Consider the following 20,138-nt stretch of genomic DNA (forward strand, 5'->3'; position numbering starts at 1 on the left):
CCCATCAAGCCCTACACCGATCCCCCACCCCACGACCCCGCCTGGGACACATACCCCCACCACACCACCTGGCTCAACCCCCACGACCCCCTCACAAGCCTCACCGGCTGAACCCCCCGACACCCCACGCCAGCCCCATCACCAACCGGGATGGGGCCTACAGGCGCGCCTGCATTCAGGAGGTGCGCCCGCAGCGGGGACCGGTCGTCGCCGGTTCAGCCGACGACGGCGGCGATGACCTGGACCGCCACGATCTTGGCGATGATCCCCAGGGCGAACAGCGCCGCGTAGCCGGCTTCGATGCGGTCGTCGTCGACCCGCTCGTTCGCGAAGGCGAGGATGGCCGGTTGCCCGATGTACCCAGCGAATCCGCCAGCGGCCCGCGGCGCAGACAGCCCCATCGTCCGGGCCCCGGCCAGGTAGGCGACGGCCGACACCAGCACGATCGCCGCAGCGAGCGCACCCGCCTTGAGCCCTGTTCCCGTGAGCGCCTGTTGCGCAAACATCGGGCCGGAGGCCAAGCCCACCGTCGCGAGGAACAGCAGGAGGCCCAGCTGGCGGATCGTGAGGTTGACCGACAGCGGGATGGACCAGAGCAGCGGCCCGGTGCGGTGCATGGCGCCGAGGACCATGCCCACCAGCAGCGGCCCCGCCGCGGGGCCGAGCGAGAAGTCGATGCCGCCGGGCAGGGGCACCGTGATGGTGCCCAGCAGCAGGCCGAGGACCAGGCCCAGGCCCAGCGCCAGGGCGTCGACCTCCGAGACCTTGCGCTCGGAGTCGCCGAAGAAGTTGCCGATCGTGTCGAGGTCGCGCTGCGGCCCCACGGCGAGCACGCGGTCGCCGAGTTGCAGGACGAGGTCGTCGCGGGCGAGCAGGTCTGCATCACCCCGCCTCACGCGGGTGATCACGCCACCGAAGCGCCCGGGCAGGTTCAGCTGGGCCACGGTGTGCCCCGCCACGTGGTTCGACGACACCACGAACCGGCGGAAGTCCACCGAGCCGCGGTCGGTGGTCAGTTCCCGGTCGAGCCGGGTGCCCAGGTATTCGACGGCCCGTCCCACGGCGTTGGGCGAGCCGACCACCAGCACCCTGTCGCCCGGCAGCAGTTCCTCCCCTGGCGACACGACGCGGGTTCGGCCGTCGCGCACCAGGTAGCTCATCTTGATGGCCTCGTCTGCCCACCCGGGCACCAGCCGCAGCGACGTCGTGCGGTCCACCTCCACGGATTCTGCGACGATCCCCTCGGCGTTGGCCGAGGCCTCGTCGCGGCGCCCGGGCCATTTCCGCTGCACGACAATCGCCACCACGACGATCGCCAGCACCACGCCCACCGGGTACCCCAGCGAATAGCCGACGGCGGCGTTGGCACTGCCCGTCGCCTCCGTCGCGGCGGCGAGGGCGGGCGTCGACGTGAGGCTGCCGGCCAGCACACCGGCGATGAGGCCCGCGTCGAGCCCGAAGGCACCGCCGAGCAGGATCGCCAGCACCGTGACGACCACGATGACGCCCACGGCCAGCCCCATCAGGGGCAGCTGGCGCCGCAGGTCGGCGAAGAAGGTCTCCCCAGCCGCGACGCCCACCGTGTAGACGAACAGCGCCAGGCCCAGCGTCGAGACGATGCCGAGCCCCTCCCCCAGGGACGGCTCCAGCGCGCCGACGAACAGCCCCACGAACAGGGCACCGGCGGCCCCGAACCGCAGCGGCCCGAACGGGATCATGCCGACGGCAGCGCCGAGCGCCACCACCAGCATGATGGTCAGCAGGGGCGAGGCGGTGAGCAGGTCGAGCACACCGGTCAGGCTACTCCCCGGTCACGCGAGCAGCTGACGCACCTCCGGTCCGATGGGCCGCGGCAGCTTGGACGACCCGCTGAGGAACTCGTCGACGCCCCTGGCGCACGAGCGGCCCTCGGCGATCGCCCACACGATCAGCGACTGGCCGCGACCGGCGTCACCGCAGACGAAGACCCCCGGCACGTTGGTGGCGTACGAGTCGTCGCGCTGGATGTTGCCACGCGCGTCGAGGGCGACGCCCAACTCCGCCACCAGGCCGGTCTGCTCCGGGCCGGTGAAGCCCATCGCGAGCAGCACCAACTGGGCGGGGATGTGGCGCTCGGTGCCCTCGACCGGCTCGAAGCGCCCGGCCTCGAAGCGGACCTCGACGATGTCCAGCCCGGCCACCCGGCCGTCGTCATCCCCGGCGAAGCGCATGGTCGACACCGCGTAGACACGGTCGCCGCCCTCCTCGTGCGCCGAGGACACCTTGAAGGTCATCGGGTAGGTCGGCCAGGGCTGACCCACGGGCCTCAGCTCCGGCGGCATCGGCATGATCTCCAGCTGGGTGATGGAGCGCGCGCCCTGACGGATCGACGTGCCGAGGCAGTCGGCGCCGGTGTCACCGCCACCGATGATGACGACGTCCTTGCCCTCGGCCGTGATCTGGTCCTCGACGCTCTGTCCCACGGCGACCCTGTTGGCTTGCGGCAGGAACTCCATCGCCTGGTGGATGCCGGCCAGCTCGCGGCCGGGCACGGGCAGGTCGCGCGCTGCGGTGGCGCCGATGGCCAGCACCACGGCCTCGTACTGCTCCCGCAGCTCGGCACCGGTGATGTCGACGCCGATCTCGACGCCCGTCTTGAACTGCGTGCCCTCGAGCACCATCTGCTTCAGCCGCCGGTTCAGCACCGACTTCTCCATCTTGAACTCGGGGATGCCGTAGCGCAACAGGCCACCGATGGCGTCGGCCCGCTCGTAGACGACGACGGTGTGCCCGGCGCGGGTGAGCTGCTGCGCGGCCGCCAGGCCCGCGGGGCCCGAACCCACCACCGCGACGGTCTTGGCGGTGTGCCACTCGGGCTGCTGCGGCACCACGCGGGAGTCGTCCCACGCCTTGTCGATGATCGCGACCTCGACGTTCTTGATGGTCACCGGGTCACGGTTGATGCCCACCACGCACGCGGTCTCGCAGGGCGCCGGGCAGAGCCGGCCGGTGAACTCCGGGAAGTTGTTGGTGGCGTGCAGGCGCTCCAGCGCGGGCTGCCACTCCCCCCGCCACACCAGGTCGTTCCACTCGGGGATGAGGTTGCCCAGCGGGCAGCCGTTGTGGCAGAACGGGATGCCGCAGTCCATGCACCGGCCTGCCTGCTTCGAGATGATCGGCAGCAGGGCCCGGCCGGGCGTACCGGGGTACACCTCCTTCCAGTCGTGGATCCGCTCCTCGACCGGGCGGCGGGCCGCCACCTCGCGCGGCGTGGTCATGAAACCCTTGGGATCAGCCATGTGCGGCCTCCATCATCAGCTCGGTGGTCTGGTTCTCGTCGAGGCCGTCGGCCAGCGACTGGGCCTGGACGGCCATGATGCGTGCGTAGTCACGCGGCTCCACCTTCGTGAAGCGCAGCGCCAGTTCGTCGTCGCCGAGTGCCAGCAGCGCGTCGGCAACCGACGAGCCGGTTTCCTGCCGGTGCTCCTCCATCAGTGCCCGGACGCGCGCGACGTCGGCGTTGGAGAGCTGCACCGGGTCGACCAGTTCGGTGTTGAGGCGCAGCGGGTTGAGGTCGAACACCCACGCCACGCCACCGGACATGCCGGCCGCGAAGTTGCGCCCGGTCGGCCCGAGGACGAGCACCTCGCCACCGGTCATGTACTCGCAGCCGTGGTCGCCCACGCCCTCGACGACGGCGGTCGCGCCAGAGTTGCGAACGCAGAAGCGCTCACCCACCCGGCCACGGAGGAACAGCTGGCCCGACGTGGCGCCGTAGGCGATGACGTTGCCCGCCACGATCTGCTCGGCAGGGTCGAACGACACGTCCGACGGCGGGGTCACGATCAGGCGACCGCCCGACAGGCCCTTGCCGAAGTAGTCGTTCGAGTCGCCGACCAGGCGCAGTGTCACTCCCCGGGGCAGGAACGCACCGAAGCTCTGGCCGCCGGTCCCGGTCAGGGTGAAGTCGATGGTGCCGGGCTCGAGCCCGACGCCCTCGGTGACGCGGGTGACGTGGTGGCCCAGCATGGTGCCGACCGTGCGGTCGACGTTGCGCACCGGCAGCGTGTGGCGCACCAACTCACCGTGTGTGAGCGCGGGCTCTGCGAGTCGGATGAGTTCGACGTCGAGCTTTGCGTCGAGGCCGTGGTCCTGCTCGACGGTGCGGTACAGGCGGGTGCCTTCGGGCACGTCGATCTGCGCGAGGATCGGCGAGAGGTCGAGGCCCTGGGTCTTCCAGTGGCCGACGGCCCGGGTGACGTCGAGCAGGTCGACGCGGCCCACCGCCTCCTCGATCGAGCGCAGCCCCAGCGAGGCGAGCAGTTCGCGCACCTCCTGCGCGATGAACTCGAAGAAGTTGACCACGTGGTCCGGGTCGCCGTGGAACTTGCCCCGGAGCTCCGGGTTCTGCGTGGCCACGCCCACCGGGCAGGTGTCCTTGTGGCACACGCGCATCATCACGCAGCCGGACACCACCAGCGGGGCGGTCGCGAAGCCGAACTCCTCGGCACCCAGCAGTGCCGCCACGAGCACGTCGCGGCCGGTCTTGAGCTGGCCGTCGCACTGCACGACGATCCGGTCGCGCAGCCCGTTGAGCAGCAGCGTCTGCTGGGTCTCCGCCAGGCCGAGCTCCCACGGGGCGCCGGCGTGCTTGACCGAGGTCAGGGGCGCGGCGCCCGTGCCGCCGTCGTGGCCGGAGATGAGCACGACGTCGGCCTTGGCCTTGCTGACGCCCGCCGCCACGGTGCCCACGCCGATCTCGGAGACGAGCTTGACGTGGATGCGGGCCGAGGGGTTGGCGCACTTGAGGTCGTGGATGAGCTGCTTGAGGTCCTCGATCGAGTAGATGTCGTGGTGCGGCGGGGGTGAGATCAACCCGACGCCGGGCGTCGAGTGCCGGGTGCGGGCCACCCAGGGATAGACCTTGTTGCCGGGCAGCTGGCCGCCCTCGCCGGGCTTGGCGCCCTGCGCCATCTTGATCTGGATGTCGTCGGCGTAGGTGAGGTACTCCGAGGTGACGCCGAAGCGGCCGGAGGCCACCTGCTTGATGGCGGAGCGACGCAGCGGGTCGTGCAGGCGCTCGGGGTCCTCTCCGCCCTCGCCGGTGTTGGACTTGGCGCCCAGGCGGTTCATGGCGACGGCGAGCGTCTGGTGCGCCTCCATCGAGATCGAGCCGTAGCTCATCGCGCCGGTGGAGAACCGCTTGACGATCTCACTGACCGGCTCCACCTCGTCGATGCTGATGGGTTCAGCGCCCTTGAGCTCCATGAGGGAGCGCAGCGTCATGATGCGCGCCGAGTTGTCGTTGACGAGGGCGGAGTACTTCTTGAACGCCTCGTAGTCGCCGGTCTGCGTCGAGTGCTGGAGGCGGAACACCGTCTCCGGGTCGAACAGGTGCGGCTCGCCCTCGCGGCGCCACTGGTACTCGCCGCCGTCGAGCAGGTCGCGGTGCGCCAGCGGGATGCCGTCGGCCGGGTACCCGAGCAGGTGGCGGGCCCTGATCTCCTCGGCGAGGTCATCGAGGCTGAGGCCGCCCAGTCGGCTGGTGGTGCCGGTGAAGTACTTCCCGACGACCTGCTCGCTGAGGCCGACGCACTCGAAGATCTGCGCGCCTGTGTAGGACGCCACGGTGCTGACGCCCATCTTGCTCATCACCTTGAGCACGCCCTTCGACAGGGCCTTGGCCACGTTGGCGATGGCCTTCTCCGGCGAGACGTCAACGTAGATCTCGCGGCGGGCCAGGTCCTCGGCAGACTCGAACACGAGGTACGGGTTGACGGCGGCCGCGCCGTAGCCCAGCAGCAGCGCGACGTGGTGCACCTCGCGCACGTCGCCGGCCTCGACCACGAGGCCCACCTGGGTGCGGGTCTTCTCGCGCACGAGGTGGTGGTGCACGGCGGCGGTCAGCAGCAGCGACGGGATGGGGGCCAGTTCCGCCGTCGAGTGGCGGTCCGACAGGACGATGGCGCGGGCGCCGCCGCGGATGGCGGCGGAGACCTCGTCGCAGATCTCCTCCAGCTTGCGCGCCAGGGACCGCCCGCCGCCGGCCACCTTGTACAGGCCCCGCACGACGTGCGTGGCGTAGCCCGGCAGGTCGCCGTCGCGGCCGAGGCGCACGATCTTGGCGAGCTGTTCGGAGTCGATGATCGGGCGGTTCATGATGATCATGCGCGCCGCCTCGGGCGCCGGCTCCAGCAGGTTGCGCTCAGGGCCGATCTTCGCCGTCAACGACGTGACGAGCTCCTCGCGGATGGCGTCGAGCGGGGGGTTGGTGACCTGCGCGAACAGCTGCTTGAAGTAGTCGAAGATCAGTCGGGGCCGGCGGCTGAGCACGGCGATGGGCGCGTCGGTGCCCATCGACCCGATGGCCTCGACGCCGGTGTTGGCCATCGGCGCGATGATCGCGCGCAACTCCTCGTGCGTGTAGCCGAAGACCTGCTGTCGGCGCGTGACAGAGGCGTGCGAGTGGACGATGTGCGCGCGGCTGGGCAGTGCGTCGAGCTCGATCTTGTTGTCGGCCACCCACTGCCGGTACGGGTGCTCGGCGGCGAGCGCGCCCTTGACGTCGTCATCGGAGACGACGGCGTGGCGCTCGAGGTCGACCAGCAGCATGCGGCCGGGCTGCAGCCGGCCCTTGCGCACGACGTCGGCCTGCGGGATCGGCAGCACGCCGGCCTCGGAGGCGAACACGACGAGGCCGTCGCGGGTCTCCCAGTAGCGCCCGGGGCGCAGGCCGTTGCGGTCGAGGCAGGCGCCGATGACCGAGCCGTCGGTGAACGTCATGCAGGCAGGCCCGTCCCAGGGCTCCATGATCATCGAGTGGTACTCGTAGAAGGCGCGCCTGTCGGGATCCATCTCGGCGTGCGACTCCCACGCCTCCGGGATCATCATCAGCACGGCGTGCGGCAGCGAGCGGCCGCCCAGGTGCAGCAGCTCCAGCACCTCGTCGAACGACGCCGAGTCCGAGCCGTCAGGGGTGCAGATGGGGAACAGCCTCGTCAACGAGCCGGGGAACTTGTCGCTGGTCAGCAGCGCCTCGCGGGCCCGCATCCAGTTGCGGTTGCCGCGCACGGTGTTGATCTCGCCGTTGTGGGCGATCATCCGGTACGGGTGCGCCAACTCCCAGGCGGGGAACGTGTTGGTGGAGAACCGCGAGTGCACCAGCGCGATGGCCGAGGCGATGCGGTCGTCGTGCAGCTCGGGGAAGACCTCCTCGAGCTGGTCGGTGGTCAGCATGCCCTTGTAGACGAGCGTGCGCGACGACAGTGAGGCGAAGTAGACGCCCACCTCGTGCTGGACGCGGCGCCGCAGCACGAACGTGAACCGGTCCAGGTCGATGCCCGCCTGGTCCTCGCGCCCGGCGACGACGAGGTGCTCGAAGTGGGGCATGACGCCCACCGAGATCGGCGACAGCGTGCGGGTGTCGACGGGGACCTCCCGCCAGGCCAGCACGTCGAGTTCGACCTCATCGGCGATGGCCTCGATGGCCCTCTTCGCCTCGGCGCGCTCCGCCTCGTCGGCGGGCAGGAACGCCATGCCGACGGCGTACTCCCCGGCGTCGGGGAGCTTGACGTCGAGCGCCCCGCGCAGGAACGCGTCGGGGACCTGGATCAGGATGCCGGCGCCGTCACCTGCCGCCTCGTCGGCACCGGTGGCGCCGCGGTGGTCGAGGTTGCGCAGGGCCTCGAGGCCCTTGGCCACGATGTCGTGTCGGGCGACGCCGTCGAGGTGCGCCACGAAGGCCACGCCGCACGCGTCGTGCTCGTTGACGGGATCGTAGAGGCCGACCTTTTCGCGCTGTGGGAACACACGTCTCGTCATGGCGGAACCTCCTGGGATTCGGGGCGTGACACCACCGGCTCCCGGTGGCCGGAAAGTACAGTAAGTCCGTGACTTTTTCCGGCGCAACGCAATCCGGGGTCATACGAAAGAGCTTAAAAAGCTTGTAACGCAACCGAAACGAAACGTCGGCCCGGGCCCCGTCCAGAGGTCCTAGAAGTACTCGGTCCGCAGCCGGTCGGTCTCCGTGACGACGGCCTCCCTGGTGTGCGGATCGTTGAGATCGGCCCCACCTGAGGGCACCGCGTACCAGTGGGTCTGCGGATTGGCTGAGAGGTCGCGCCGGCCGATCACCTGCACCTGGCCCCGGGGGCTGGCATCCACGACGGACTGCACCAGCGTCGAGGCCAGCACCCGTTCGCGGAAGGCCTCCGGCACCCGGTTCTCCTCGGTGAGGACGGCGTCGAAGCGCTCATTGTCCATCGTGCGCCACCTGAAGGTCGACGTGTCGCCGTTCCACGAGCCGCCGGCGACGCGCTCCCAGCGCCACACGCTCCACTGCCCGTCGCGCCGCAGCGCGAGTTCCTCCCTGGTGACGGCCAGCACGAGGTCGGCGTCACCGACGCCATGGGCGAGCACCTGGGGTTTGGCCCCGAGGAGGGTCTCGAGCCCGGAGAAGTCGACGCGGGTGGGCCGCTTGAAGATCGCCATGGCCACCATTGTGCCCTGTGGATAAGAAGTGTTGTCCGTTGCTGCTTCTCCACAGCCCACCGGGGGTGCGTCGGGGTGCTCCGCCGCGCCAGCAGGGTGGGCGGCATGAAGATACCTGAACTCGACCTCCCCCACGTGACGCTCGCGCCCGGGGAGGACGCTGAGTTGGCCCGTGCCGTCGAGGCCGGCGTCTACGCGCGTCACCTCTTGGAGCAGGGTGCTTCCGACGAGGGGTTGCAGGCCGTCGTGGAATCCGGCCGGCAGGCCGCCGAGCGCTTCGCCTGGGTGGGCATCCGCATGGCCCTGAAGTACGCCCGCCGCACGTCCTACCTGTCCGCGTTGCCGGAGGACGAGTTGTTCCAGGACTGCTGCGTGGCGGTGAGCGAGGCGATCCGCCGGTTCGACCACACGCGCCAGCTGCGGTTCACCACGTTCGTGCACGAGTACATCATGCGGGTCCTGGCCGACGGCGGGCGCCACCGGATCGGCAGGCCGCAGGTCAGCAGGGCCGACAGGCGGGCCGCCCGCGCCATCGTCGCCGCTCTCGAAGCCAGGGGGCTGGAGGAGTCCGAGACCGCCGTCGACCAGGTGGTCGCCTCGCTCGGCCTGTCCCCCACCGCCGCCCGCCGCGGCCGGATCAGGATGGTGAGCCTGGACACGGCGCTGCTGAGCGTCGCCGCAAACCAGCCCCAGCCGGAGCCCGGTTCCGAGCACGAACTCGACTTCCTGGCGCTGCTGGCGCCCCGCCACCGGCGAGTGCTGGAACTGCGGTTCGGGCTGGCCGGGCGTGCCCACACGTTGGTCCAGATCGCCGAGGTGATGCGGGCCTCGCCGTCGACGGTGGGCCGGTGGGAGCGCGACGCGCTCGATGCCGCACGCCTGCTGCTGACCGGGGAACGGATGACGGCGGCTGCCGCGTACGGCGAGGCCGCCGTCGGATGAGTGCGCAGCGGGCTTGGGCGGCAACGTCAGGCCAGGCCCACGAGCTGGAGCTCCTTGCGCTTCATCTCCAGCTGGGTGAGGTGGGCGAACTGCGCCCGGTGCCCCGTCGGGTCCTTGACCGGGTCTGTGCGCTGCAGCCTCGACTTCACGTCGGCGATCTCGCGGGTCACGCGGCTGAGCTGCAGCCGGGCGCTGTGGGCCAGTGAGTAGTTCTCGTCCGGCTCTCGGAACAGCGGCTCCACGAGCAGCGCGACGACCAACTGGGCGACCAGGTCGTTGGGGGCCGCGGCCCGCACCCGGTCCGTCCAGCCGTCGCCGTACGGCACGCCGGACAGCAGGCGGAACACCGCGCGGTAGCCCGGGTGGGTGAAGTCGTCCTCCTGCACCGAGTTCCACGCCGTGTCGAACGTGATGGGGTGCTGCAGCATGAGCTTGAGGGAGTCGCGCTCGAGCCTGAGGTGCGGGTCGTCGGGGTTGGGCCACCCCGGTTCGACGGCGGACTCCTCCGGTTCCGGCGGCGGGGGTGGCTCATGGCCGGGGCCGCCACGGCGGTTGAACCGCCCGGCCTCGCGTCGCACGTCGTCCAGGTCCATGCCTAGCACTCCGGCCAACTCGCGCAGGTACTGGTTGACCAGGGACTGGTCACGGATGGCGCTGATCAGTTCGGCACCCTCGCGGGCGGCGGCGAGCCGGCCGTCGGCGCGGTCCAGGTCATAGCTCTTGGCGATGTTGTTCATCACGAACTGGTAGAGCGGGATGCGGCGCGCCACCAGTTCCCGGACGGCGGCCTCACCCTGCTGCATGCGCAGGTCGCAGGGGTCGAGGCCGGTGGGTTCGACGGCGACGTAGGTCTGCGCGATGAAGTTCTGGTCGCCCTTGAACACCTTGAGCGCCGCGGCCTGCCCGGCCTTGTCGCCGTCGAAGGTGAAGATGACCTCGCCATGCAGCCCGCCCTGGCTTCCCATGAGCCGCTGCAGGAGCCGCGCGTGGTCCTCGCCGAAGGCGGTCCCGCAGGACGCGACGGCGGTCTCCACCCCGGCGAGGTGCGCGGCCATGACATCGGTGTAGCCCTCGACGATGACCGCCTGCTGCTTGCGGCCGATCTCGCGCCGCGCCAGGTCCAGGCCGTAGAGCACGTGCGACTTCTTGTAGACGGGCGACTCCGGCGTGTTGATGTACTTCGCGGGGAGCCGGTCATCGTCGTAGATCCGGCGCGCCCCGAAGCCGAGCACGGCCTGTGCGGAGTCGCGGATCGGCCAGAGCACCCGGCCGGTGAAGAAGTCGCGGCCGCCGTCGCGGATCAGGCCTGCGGCCTTCAGCACGTCGTCAGGGAAGCCCTTCGCCTTCAGCGTCTGATGCAGCGCCCAGCCGTGGCGCGGGGCGTAGCCGACGCCGAAGTGTTGTGCGACGGCACGATCGAAGTCCCGGCCGTGCAGGAAGCGGCGCCCCTCGACCGCCTCCGCAGATTCGAGTTGGGCTGCGAAGAACTCCTGCGCCGCCTCGTTGGCCTCGAGCACCCGCTTCCGCAGGCCCGGCTGCTGGCCGGGCGCGCCGTCGTCCTCGATCCGCAACTCGACGCCGAACCGGTCCGCCAGGATCTGCACGGCCTCCTGGAAGCCCAGGTTCTGCTGCCGCATGAGGAAGTTGATGACGTCGCCGCCCTCGCCGCACCCGAAGCAGTAGTAAAAGCCACGCGCGGGCGTGACCGTGAAGCTGGGCGTCTTCTCGTCGTGGAAGGGGCACAGCCCCTTGAAGGAGCCAGAGCCGGCGTTGCGGAGCATGACGTAGTCGCGCACCACGTCATCGATCCGGGCACGTTCCCGGACCGCCGCGATGTCCTCCTCGTTGATCCGGCCAGCCACGCCCGCAACTCTAGCCGGATCGGACAGCGCTAGGCTGCGGGGTGGATCGGAGGCGGGATGGAGATAGCAATCGGCTGGCCGTTGGTCATCGGTTTGGTGCTGCTGGTCGCGCTGGGGGCCGCCGTCGCACTCTGGGGCCGGGTGCCCGTGTGGCGCACCATCCCCTGGGTCGCGCTGCGGGCCGGCGTGCAATTGCTCGTGGTGTCGTTCATCGTCGGGTTCGCACTGTCGCACTGGGCGCTGGCCTTCGCATTCGTGTTCCTGATGTTCCTCGTCGGCGTCCTCACCACCGCGCAACGCACCGGAATCAAGGGCCTCCGCGGACAGCTGGCCGTCGCGGTGGCGATGGCGGCGGGTGCCGTGCCGGTGCTCGCGATCATCTTCGGCACCGGCACCGCTCCGTTGACCGGCCCGTCGATCGTGCCCATCGCCGGCATCATCGTGGGCAACATGATGACCGCCCACACGCTGACGGGGCGCCGCAACTTCGCCGAGCTGCGCAGCCGCCACGACGAGTACGAGGCGTGGCTGGCGCTGGGCGTGGAGCGCTCCGGCGCCATCCGCAACGTCATCTCCCCCACGCTCCACGAGGCCCTCATCCCGTCGCTCGACCAGACCCGCACCGTCGGCCTCGTGACGCTGCCGGGCGCCTACATCGGCGTCCTGCTCGGCGGCGGCTCGGCCTGGGAGGCCGCGGCCGCCCAACTGCTGGTGCTCGTGGGCATCAACGCCGGCCAGGTGTGCACCGCCGTGGCTGCGCGGTGGCTGTCCATGAGGACGTGGCTGCTCCCGCCAGACCTCGCGGACAAGCTCCACGCCTGACGCGCGCCCCGCGCCCGGCTGGGCGACGATCAGGCCCCGCGGCCGATGCCCCTGGGCAGCTTCGACGGGTCCCAACCCAACCGACGCTGGGCCTGTTCGAAGGCGAACCGGTCCGTCATGCCGCCGACATAGGCAACCGCGCCCCGCACCAGGTCGTCGCCGTGGTACTCCTGCGGCAGCGCCCTGGGGTTCTCGAGGTAGAAGTTCACCAGGTCCCGCAACACCGCCACCACCGTCGTCGACTGTGCCACCGACTCGGCCCGGGTGTAGATCCGCTCGTAGTTGAAGCGGCGCAACTCCGAGAGGGCCTCCGCCGTGGTCGCGTCCATGCCGACGGTGCCGGTGGCGGCCGTGGTGTCGATCACCGCGTTGATGAAGGTGGCCAGCTGCTGCCGACGGGTGGTGCCCGCCACGTCCCGGATCACCGGGGGCAGGTCGGCCAGGTCGACGATGCCGGCGTAGACGGCGTCCTCGAGGTCGTGGGCGCAGTACGCGATCCGGTCCGCCCAGCTCACGATCTCCCCCTCGATGGTGGCCGGCGCCGGACGGGACCAGGAATGGTTGCGGATGCCGTCGAGGGTCTCCAACGTCAGGTTGAGCGGCTCCAGCACCACGTCTGCACCCCAGGGGCCGTGGTCGTAGCCAGTCTCGATGAACTCGTCGAACGCATCCTCCGACGCGTGCCCACCGGGGCCGTGCCCGCAGTCGTGGCCCAGCGCGATGGCGTCGGTGAGCGTCACGTTGACTCCGATGCCGCGCGCCATGGCGATGGCGCACTGCGCCACCTCGATGGCGTGGGTCAGCCGCGTGCGTTGGTGGTCCGTCGGGTAGACCACCACCTGGGTCTTGCCCGCGAGCCGGCGGAACGCCGCCGAGTGCACGATGCGGTCACGATCACGCTCGAAGCAGGTGCGGAACCTGTCGGGCGCCTCCTCCCGTGCCCGGTTGCCTGCCCCACTGGCGAACGTGGCCTCGGGCACGTAGAGCGCCCGCTCCAGTTCTTCACGCTGCTCGCGCGCCCGGGCCGCCCTGGTGCGCACGCTGGCCGACGACGACTGGTGCGCGGTGATCACCTCGTCGCCGTGGCCGCGCATGGTGTGCGCCCAGAGCTTGGTGCGGGGCAGGATCTCGTTCATCGACCCCCACCCTAACGGGCTGCGGGGACCCCGTGCCGATCAACGCTCGGCGCGCGGCACCCACTGGGAGAGGTTCGGCCCGACGTAGACCTGCCGCGGGCGGTTGATCCGCTGCCTGGGGTCGTCGGCGACCTCCTTCCAGTGCGCGATCCAGCCCGGCGTGCGTCCGATCGCGAACAGGACGGTGAACATGTCGAGCGGGATGCCGATGGCCCGCAGGATGATGCCGGAGTAGAAGTCGACGTTGGGGTACAGCTGGCGCGAGGCGAAGTAGTCGTCGGCCAGCGCCGCCTGCTCCACCTCACGGGCGATGTCGAGCAGGGGGTCGTCGATGTGCATCGCGTCGAGGAGGTTGTGCGCGGCCTCCTTGAGGATCCTCGCCCGCGGGTCGAAGTTGCGGTAGACGCGGTGCCCAAAGCCCATCAGCTTGACGCCCGAGTGCTTGTCCTTGGCCCGGTCGACGTACTGCTTGGCCGTCCAGGAGCCCTCGTGGATGTGCTCGAGCATGTCGATGACGCCCATGTTCGCGCCGCCGTGCAGCGGCCCCCACAGCGCGTTGATGCCGGCCGAGACCGACGCGTACAGGTTGGCGCCGGACGACGCCACCATGCGCACCGTCGAGGTCGAGCAGTTCTGCTCGTGGTCGGCGTGCAGCACCAGGAACATGTTGAGCGCGTGCGCCACCTCGGGGGTGGCCTCGTAGTCCCGATACGGCACGGAGAACATCATGTGGAGGAAGTTCTCCGCGTACGGCAGGTCATAGCGGGGGTACGCGATGGGCTGCCCGATGTGGGACTTGTACGAGGCCGCCGCGATGGTGCGGGTCTTGGCCAGCAGGCTGGCGGCCGCCTCGCGGAATCCGTTCTCGTCCGTGAACCGGTGCTCGGGGATGTCGTGCGCCTGGAGCGCGTTGACCATCGCCGACAGGATGCTCATGGGGTGCGCGTTGACCGGGAAGCCGTCGAAGTGCTTGCGCATGTCGCGGTGCAGCGCCGAGTTCTCCGTGAGCAGCGAGCGGAAGTCCGCCCGCTCCTCCTCGTCCGGCAGTTCACCGAAGATCAGCAGTTCGGCGGTCTCGATGAAGCTGGAACGCTCAGCGAGGTCCTCGATCGGCACCCCGCGGTAGCGCAGGATGCCCTTCTCGCCGTCGATGAACGTGATGGCCGACTTCGCGGACCCGGTATTGGCATAGCCGTCATCGAGCGTGATGAGGCCGGTGTCCTTCCTCAGCCGGGAGATGTCGATGGCGCGTTCACCCTCGGTCCCGGTGACGATCGGGAGCCGGTGCTCGACGCCGTCGATGATGATGGTGGCAAATTCCTGCATGGGCACCTCCATGGCGAGGCCCGCATTGATGGGCCGGGACCCCCAACCTACCGACAGGGCGTCGCCGTCCTCCCCGGGGGTTGCGTTAACCGCCCGAGACGTCCAGTTCGGCCTCCGAGAGGTCCAGCTCACAGCCCGAGGTGTCGTCGTACCAGCCGTGCGGCAGCACCACCTTCCCGCGGGGCGAACCCTGCCGCCCGCGGGGAGTGCCCAGTTCCGCGACGGGGAACTCGGCGTCGGCGTCCAGGAGGCCCACCAGTTCCGCGAGCTCCTCGACGGACGAGACCATGGCGAACCGTCGCCGCAGCTCACCCACCGGGTAGCCCTTGAAGTACCAGGCCATGTGCTTGCGCAGGTCCACGATGCCCCGGGGCCCCATCACCCGGGTCAGCAGCTCGGCGTGCCGCAGCAGCATCTGGCCGACCTCGCCCAGCTTCGGGCGCAGCCGCTGGCCCTCGCCGCGGAAGGCGGCAGCCAGGTCGCCGAACAACCACGGGCGGCCGAGGCAGCCGCGGCCGATCACCACGCCGTCGCAGCCGGTCTCGGCCATCATGCGCAGGGCGTCCTCGGCCTCCCAGATGTCGCCGTTGCCGAGCACCGGGATGTCGACCTCGTCGACCAGCTCCTTGATGCGTGCCCAGTCGGCCTCGCCGGAGTAGGCCTGCTGCACCGTGCGGCCGTGCAGGGCGATGGCTGCGGCACCCTCCTCCTGTGCGATGCGGCCGGCGTCCAGGAACGTCTCATGGTCGTCGTCGATGCCGATGCGGGTCTTGATGGTCACGGGTACGCCGAACTCGTCTGCGGCCTTGACGGTCTCCCGCACGATGGCTCGCAGCCGGTCGCGCTTGTACGGCAGGACGCCGCCGCCGCCCTTGCGGGTGACCTTGGGCACCGGGCAACCGAAGTTGAGGTCGATGTGGTCCACCCGGTGCTCCGTGATGAGGACGCGCGCTGCGCCGGCCATCGCGTCGGCGTCGACGCCGTAGAGCTGAACGGAGCGCGTGGTCTCACCCGGGTCGAACTGGAGCATGTCGCGGGTCTTCTGGTCCCCGACGACCAGCCCGCGCGAGGTGATCATCTCGCAGACGTAGAGGCCGGCGCCCTGCTCACGGCACAGCTGCCGATACGCCGCATTCGTCACGCCCGCCATGGGCGCCAACACGACGGGCAGGTCCACGACGACGGCGTCGGGGTTGCTCGGGGCGTGCAGGCGCAGGGGTGCGGCGGTGACGGTCATGGGGTGTTTCCTCGGGGGTCGGCGACGGACCAGTCTAACCGTTGGCCCACCGCGAGCCCGAACCGTCAGAGGCCGCGGGGCACGTTCTCGCCGAGCTCCTCGGGTGGCAGGAAGGCGCTGGGCTCGTCGATGGCGCGCGACAGCAGCGGGGTGAGCAGCATCTTGGCGTCGTAGCCGCTGAACGACCGCCGGTATGCGCCGACCGACTCCCAGCGCGACACCAGCGCCCAGAGCTCCGGGTCGTCGAGGTTCTGCACCAGGTCCATGCTGAGGCAGCCGGGGCGCTGCGCCCACCACTCGACGGCGGGGGCGGCCTCGGCGGCGAAGCCGTGGCCCGGAGACGCGAAGCGGCTGATGGCGAGCATGGTCCCACCCTACCGTTTGACTCCCGGCGCCCCTCTGTTGATAATGGTTCTCATGAAGCTCAGCATCCGTGCCTCCCTCGTCGCCGCCGCGGCCTCCGCCCTCGTCCTCACCGCCTGCGGTTCCCCTTCCTCCGGAGCCGCGGGCGGTGACGGGCCCACCGTCACCGCGGCGTTCTACCCGCTGCAGTGGGCAACCGAGCGGGTGCTGGGCGACACGGCGGGCAGCGTCGAGGTGCTGACCAAGCCGGGCGGCGAAGCCCACGGCCTCGAGTTGACCCCCCGCCAGATCGCCTCCCTCACCGAGTCGGATCTCGTGGTCTACCTGGACAAGTTCCAGCCCGAGGTCGACTCGGCCGTGGCGCAGACCGGCACCGAACGGGCGCTGGACGTGGCGGACGTCATCACGCTCGCCCCCATCGCCGAAGCACATGCCCACGACGAGCACGCGGAAGACGAGCACGTGGAAGACGAGCACGCCGAGGAGGACGCCCACGCCGAGGAGGACGCCCACGACCACGGCGACTTCGACCCCCACTTCTGGCTCGACCCCGAGCGCATGGGCACCGTCGTGGAGGCCATCGCGGAACGACTCGCCGAGGTGGACGCGGAACACGCCGAGACCTACCGCGCCAACGCCGCTGCCGCCGTCGCCGAACTCGAAGCCCTCGACCAGGAGTACCGCGACGGCCTGGCAGAGTGCCAGCGCCGTGAGTTCATCACGACGCACGCCGCCTTCCAGTACCTGGCAGACCGCTATGACCTGGAGGAGATCGGCATCTCCGGCATCAACCCCGACGGCGAGCCCTCGCCCGCCCGCATCGCCGAGGTGCACGAGGAGGCCGAGCGCCACGGCGTGACGACGATCTTCTTCGAGACCCTGACCTCCGACGCGGTCGCCCGGTCCATCGCCGGCGACCTGGGCCTCAAGACCGCAGTGCTCGACCCGCTGGAGGGAGTGACCGACGACTCCCCCGGCGAGGACTACCCTTCCATCATGCGCGCCAACCTGGAGGCGCTGAGGAGTGCCAATGAATGCAACTGACCCGCTCGACGCGCGGGGGCTCTTCGTGTCGCTGGGCGGCATGCCGATCCTGCGCGACGTGAGCATCCACGTGGACAGTGGCGAGGCCGTCGCGCTGCTGGGCGGCAACGGCTCCGGCAAGTCCACGCTCATCAAGACGCTGCTGGGCCTCGTGCCCTACCAGGAGGGCACCGTCGAGCTGTTCGGCGAGCACCTGCCCGGGTTCCGTGACTGGTGGCGGGTGGGTTACGTGCCGCAGCATTCGGCCATCACGGTGCCGAACGCCACCGTCCGCGAGATCGCCGCGTCGGGTCGCCTCGCGCATCGCAAGCCGTTCCAGTGGCTGGGCCGCGACGACAAGGTGGCGCTCGACGAAGCACTCGAGCTCGTGGGGCTCAAGGATCGCATGCACTGGCCGTTCGGCTCCCTGTCGGGCGGCCAGAAGCAGCGCGTCCTCATCGCCCGCGCCCTCGCCTCGCACCCCGACCTCCTCGTCATGGACGAGCCGCTCGCCGGCGTCGACCTGCACAGCCAGTCGGGACTGGCCGGGCTGCTGGGCCGGTTGCGCGACGACGGGTTGGCCCTGCTGGTCGTGCTCCACGAGCGCGGCTACATGGACCCCATCCTCAGCCGGTCCGTCACGCTCTGCGACGGCCGGGTCGTCGACGACGAGCACCCCTCGGCCGCGGCGTGCGCCGTCGACGAGGAACCTGCCTCCGCCTTCGGCGTGACGGATCCCATCTCGGGAGTGCTCGCATGATCGACATCCTCACGCTCCCCTTCATGCAACGCGCCCTCGTCGCGGCGCTGCTCAGCGGGCTCATCGCGCCGGCCATGGGCACCTTCATCGTCCAGCGCAAGATGAGCCTGCTCGGCGACGGCCTCGGCCACGTCGCCATCATGGGCGTCGGCCTGGCGCTCATGACCGGCACCGCACCCCTGCCGCTGGCCGTGCTGACCTGCGTGATCGGTGCGGTCATCGTCGAGTTGCTCCGCCAGCACGGCAAGGCCTCCGGCGACCTCGCGCTGGCCATCCTGTTCTACGGCGGCCTCGCCTCCGGCGTCCTGATGGCCGGCATCGCTGGGCAGGGCGCCGCCGGCCTCTCGGGCTTCCTCTTCGGGTCGCTCACGTCCGTGACCCAGGCCGAGATCTACGTGATCGTCGTGCTGGCCGTGATCATCCTCGGCATCACCATCAGCCTGGCACCGCGGCTGTTCGCGGTCTCGGTCGACGAGGCCTACGCCCAGGTGCTGGGCATCCGGGTCAAGTGGCTCAACCTCCTCGTGGTGGTGCTCGCCGCCGTGACGGTCACCGTGTCCATGCGCACCGTCGGCCTCCTGCTGATCAGCGCCCTGATGGTGATCCCCGTGGCGACCGCTCAGCAGTCGTTCGTGGGCTTCACGGCCTCGTTCTTCGGCGCGATGGGGATCGGGGCGCTCGCGGCAGTCGGCGGCACCGTCGGTTCCTTCTACCTCGATACCGCCACGGGCGCCACCATCGTCGTGACCTCCATCGTCCTGCTCGGCGTGTCCTGGTTGGTGGGCAACAGGTTGCGGCGCGCGAACCGTTTCATCCCGTACGTCGAGGACCACGGACAGCACCCGCACGAGCCCGCCGAGAACCACGACGACAGGCACGCACACCAGCAAGGTGTCACCGTCATCCAGCACGGCGACCACCTCGACTACGTCCACGACGGGCACCGACACGCCCGGCACGGAGATCACTATGACGAGCACTGACACCCCCCGCACCGCCACGCGTCACACCTGGCAGCGAGCCGCCGTCCGCGACCTGATGGAACGCGTCGAGGAGTTCCGCACCGCACAGCAGGTGCACGACCTGCTCCGCGACGAGGGCGCCAAGGTGGGTCTCGCGACCGTGTACCGGGCCCTGCAGGCGATGGCCGAGGCCGACGAGGTCGACGTGCTGCGCACCCCCGAGGGCGAGCTGGCCTACCGGTCCTGCTCGAAGGGGCACCACCACCACATGGTCTGCCGCTCCTGCGGCTATTCGGTCGAGATCCAGGCCGATGAGGTCGAGGAGTGGGCGGCGCTGATGGCGCGCAAGCACGGCTTCACCGACGCGGGCCACGAGTTGGAGATCTTCGGCCTCTGCCGCGACTGCTCGAAGCAGCAGGTCAGTCTCGGCTGAGGATCTCCTCGATGACGACGGCGACCCCGTCGTCGTCGTTGCTCAGGGTCACGTGGTCTGCGGCGGCCCGCGCCTCGGGCTCCCCGTTGGCCATGGCGACGCCCAGCCCGGCCCAGCGCAGCATCTCGAGGTCGTTGATGTTGTCGCCGAACACCACCACGTCGCTGCGGTCGATGCCCCGGGCCTCGCAGTAGCGGGCCAGCGCACTGGCCTTGGTCACGCCGTCGCGACCAACCTCGAGGAACGGCGCGCCGGACGTGGTGGCGTGACAGCCGGGCACCGCGAGTTCACGCGCCGCGGCCAACAGGTCGTCGGGGGCCACGTCGTCGTCGCGGAGCACCAGCTTGAGCGACGGCTCCGCCAGCACCTCGTGCCGCGGGCCGAACCAGTGGCGCACCGGCCACAGGGTCTCCAGCGCACCCGGGCCCTGGAGGCCCGTGTAGCCCTCCTCCGCCATGTAGCTGTTGCCGGCCGACCGGACGGAGACCACCTTGATGCCCGGGAACAGTTCCAGCATCCGGTCGGCGATCTCGCGCTGCGAGGCCAGTTCCATGGTCTCCTCGAACAGCACCCGGCGGGAGTCGAGGTTCATCGCCACGGCGCCGTTGGAGCCGATGGCGTCGCCGTCGAGCGCGGTGCCGTCGACGATGGCGGCGATCGAGTAGGGCTGCCGCCCCGAGATCGCCATCACCTCGATGCCGGCGTCCTTGGCCGCGCGGAAGGCCGCGCGGGTCCGCTCCGAGATCTGGTGGGAGGTGGTGATCAGCGTGCCGTCGACGTCGGTCGCCAGGAGTCGTGCCATG

16 protein-coding genes are annotated in these 20,138 nt (G+C 70.3%); 6 read left to right on the plus strand and 10 right to left on the minus strand.

The window, feature by feature from the left end:
* Positions 1–215: 215 nt before the first annotated feature.
* From ABEA30_RS13580 to ABEA30_RS13595, 4 genes are all read right to left on the minus strand, one after another.
* Entirely contained in the window at positions 216–1,799 is a 1,584-nt protein-coding gene (locus tag ABEA30_RS13580) for an aspartate:alanine exchanger family transporter (RefSeq protein WP_386085087.1), read from the minus strand.
* Positions 1,800–1,811: 12 nt separating this feature from the next.
* A complete protein-coding gene (locus ABEA30_RS13585) occupies positions 1,812–3,278 on the minus strand; it encodes a glutamate synthase subunit beta (RefSeq protein WP_345583751.1) in 1,467 nt (488 codons plus the stop codon).
* On the minus strand, positions 3,271–7,800 hold the full coding sequence (gene gltB, locus ABEA30_RS13590) for a glutamate synthase large subunit (protein ID WP_345583753.1): 4,530 nt from the start codon (positions 7,798–7,800) through the stop codon (positions 3,271–3,273). Before gltB ends, ABEA30_RS13585 begins: the two co-directional genes overlap by 8 nt.
* A 171-nt stretch (positions 7,801–7,971) precedes the next feature.
* Positions 7,972–8,469: a hypothetical protein gene (locus ABEA30_RS13595; protein WP_345583755.1), complete on the minus strand. Its 498-nt coding sequence runs from the start codon at positions 8,467–8,469 to the stop codon at positions 7,972–7,974.
* A gap of 105 nt (positions 8,470–8,574) precedes the next feature.
* Between ABEA30_RS13595 and ABEA30_RS13600 the strand changes: the two genes are divergently transcribed.
* Positions 8,575–9,411 carry a sigma factor-like helix-turn-helix DNA-binding protein gene (locus ABEA30_RS13600; protein WP_345583757.1) on the plus strand — a complete coding sequence of 279 codons (837 nt, stop codon included), beginning with the start codon at positions 8,575–8,577 and terminating at the stop codon, positions 9,409–9,411.
* A 26-nt stretch (positions 9,412–9,437) separates the two neighbouring features.
* Here ABEA30_RS13600 and dnaG read toward each other — a convergent pair whose 3' ends face one another.
* Positions 9,438–11,273, minus strand: a complete 1,836-nt coding sequence (gene dnaG, locus ABEA30_RS13605; RefSeq protein WP_345583759.1) for a DNA primase — start codon at positions 11,271–11,273, stop codon at positions 9,438–9,440.
* A 93-nt stretch (positions 11,274–11,366) separates the two neighbouring features.
* Between dnaG and ABEA30_RS13610 the strand changes: the two genes are divergently transcribed.
* Complete coding sequence (locus tag ABEA30_RS13610) at positions 11,367–12,095, plus strand: ABC transporter permease (protein WP_386085084.1); 729 nt, start codon at positions 11,367–11,369, stop codon at positions 12,093–12,095.
* A gap of 29 nt (positions 12,096–12,124) precedes the next feature.
* On the opposite strand, the gene ABEA30_RS13615 is transcribed toward ABEA30_RS13610, so the two are convergent.
* The 4 genes from ABEA30_RS13615 to ABEA30_RS13630 all read right to left on the minus strand — a co-directional run bounded on the left by ABEA30_RS13615 (position 12,125) and on the right by ABEA30_RS13630 (position 16,159).
* A complete protein-coding gene (locus ABEA30_RS13615) occupies positions 12,125–13,231 on the minus strand; it encodes an HD domain-containing protein (protein WP_345583763.1) in 1,107 nt (368 codons plus the stop codon).
* A 39-nt stretch (positions 13,232–13,270) separates the two neighbouring features.
* Entirely contained in the window at positions 13,271–14,569 is a 1,299-nt protein-coding gene (locus ABEA30_RS13620) for a citrate synthase (protein WP_386085080.1), read from the minus strand.
* A gap of 73 nt (positions 14,570–14,642) precedes the next feature.
* Positions 14,643–15,794: a tRNA dihydrouridine synthase DusB gene (gene dusB / locus ABEA30_RS13625; protein ID WP_345583767.1), complete on the minus strand. Its 1,152-nt coding sequence runs from the start codon at positions 15,792–15,794 to the stop codon at positions 14,643–14,645.
* 65 nt (positions 15,795–15,859) lie between these two features.
* Positions 15,860–16,159 carry an antibiotic biosynthesis monooxygenase family protein gene (locus ABEA30_RS13630; RefSeq protein WP_345583769.1) on the minus strand — a complete coding sequence of 100 codons (300 nt, stop codon included), beginning with the start codon at positions 16,157–16,159 and terminating at the stop codon, positions 15,860–15,862.
* A gap of 52 nt (positions 16,160–16,211) precedes the next feature.
* Between ABEA30_RS13630 and ABEA30_RS13635 the strand changes: the two genes are divergently transcribed.
* From ABEA30_RS13635 to ABEA30_RS13650, 4 genes are read left to right on the plus strand one after another with little or no spacing between them, the layout of a single operon-like run.
* Positions 16,212–17,201, plus strand: a complete 990-nt coding sequence (locus tag ABEA30_RS13635; protein WP_345583771.1) for a metal ABC transporter substrate-binding protein — start codon at positions 16,212–16,214, stop codon at positions 17,199–17,201.
* Complete coding sequence (locus ABEA30_RS13640; RefSeq protein WP_345583773.1) at positions 17,188–17,940, plus strand: metal ABC transporter ATP-binding protein; 753 nt, start codon at positions 17,188–17,190, stop codon at positions 17,938–17,940. Before ABEA30_RS13635 ends, ABEA30_RS13640 begins: the two co-directional genes overlap by 14 nt.
* Positions 17,937–18,923: a metal ABC transporter permease gene (locus ABEA30_RS13645; RefSeq protein ID WP_345583775.1), complete on the plus strand. Its 987-nt coding sequence runs from the start codon at positions 17,937–17,939 to the stop codon at positions 18,921–18,923. Before ABEA30_RS13640 ends, ABEA30_RS13645 begins: the two co-directional genes overlap by 4 nt.
* Complete coding sequence (locus ABEA30_RS13650) at positions 18,910–19,335, plus strand: Fur family transcriptional regulator (protein ID WP_345583777.1); 426 nt, start codon at positions 18,910–18,912, stop codon at positions 19,333–19,335. The genes ABEA30_RS13645 and ABEA30_RS13650 overlap by 14 nt, the downstream gene beginning before the upstream one ends.
* Here ABEA30_RS13650 and ABEA30_RS13655 read toward each other — a convergent pair.
* Positions 19,322–20,137 (minus strand): Cof-type HAD-IIB family hydrolase, encoded by an 816-nt coding sequence (locus ABEA30_RS13655; protein ID WP_345583779.1) that lies wholly within the window; start codon positions 20,135–20,137, stop codon positions 19,322–19,324. The two genes, ABEA30_RS13650 and ABEA30_RS13655, sit on opposite strands and share 14 nt — an antisense overlap.
* Position 20,138: the final 1 nt, after the last annotated feature.

It is taken from the genome of Tessaracoccus lubricantis (assembly GCF_039544535.1).
In the GTDB taxonomy this organism is placed as follows: Bacteria; Actinomycetota; Actinomycetes; order Propionibacteriales; family Propionibacteriaceae; genus Arachnia; species Arachnia lubricantis.

Bases quoted from the DNA above. Each gene is read 5' to 3' on its own strand.
- ABEA30_RS13655 (WP_345583779.1), bottom strand. From the start codon at position 20,137: ATGGCACGACTCCTGGCGACCGACGTCGACGGCACGCTGATCACCACC.
- ABEA30_RS13650 (WP_345583777.1), top strand. From the start codon at position 18,910: ATGACGAGCACTGACACCCCCCGCACCGCCACGCGTCACACCTGGCAG.
- dusB (WP_345583767.1), bottom strand. From the start codon at position 15,794: ATGACCGTCACCGCCGCACCCCTGCGCCTGCACGCCCCGAGCAACCCC.
- ABEA30_RS13645 (WP_345583775.1), top strand. From the start codon at position 17,937: ATGATCGACATCCTCACGCTCCCCTTCATGCAACGCGCCCTCGTCGCG.
- ABEA30_RS13595 (WP_345583755.1), bottom strand. From the start codon at position 8,469: ATGGCGATCTTCAAGCGGCCCACCCGCGTCGACTTCTCCGGGCTCGAG.
- ABEA30_RS13635 (WP_345583771.1), top strand. From the start codon at position 16,212: ATGAAGCTCAGCATCCGTGCCTCCCTCGTCGCCGCCGCGGCCTCCGCC.
- ABEA30_RS13630 (WP_345583769.1), bottom strand. From the start codon at position 16,159: ATGCTCGCCATCAGCCGCTTCGCGTCTCCGGGCCACGGCTTCGCCGCC.
- ABEA30_RS13600 (WP_345583757.1), top strand. From the start codon at position 8,575: ATGAAGATACCTGAACTCGACCTCCCCCACGTGACGCTCGCGCCCGGG.
- ABEA30_RS13615 (WP_345583763.1), bottom strand. From the start codon at position 13,231: ATGAACGAGATCCTGCCCCGCACCAAGCTCTGGGCGCACACCATGCGC.
- gltB (WP_345583753.1), bottom strand. From the start codon at position 7,800: ATGACGAGACGTGTGTTCCCACAGCGCGAAAAGGTCGGCCTCTACGAT.
- ABEA30_RS13620 (WP_386085080.1), bottom strand. From the start codon at position 14,569: ATGGAGGTGCCCATGCAGGAATTTGCCACCATCATCATCGACGGCGTC.
- ABEA30_RS13585 (WP_345583751.1), bottom strand. From the start codon at position 3,278: ATGGCTGATCCCAAGGGTTTCATGACCACGCCGCGCGAGGTGGCGGCC.
- ABEA30_RS13640 (WP_345583773.1), top strand. From the start codon at position 17,188: ATGAATGCAACTGACCCGCTCGACGCGCGGGGGCTCTTCGTGTCGCTG.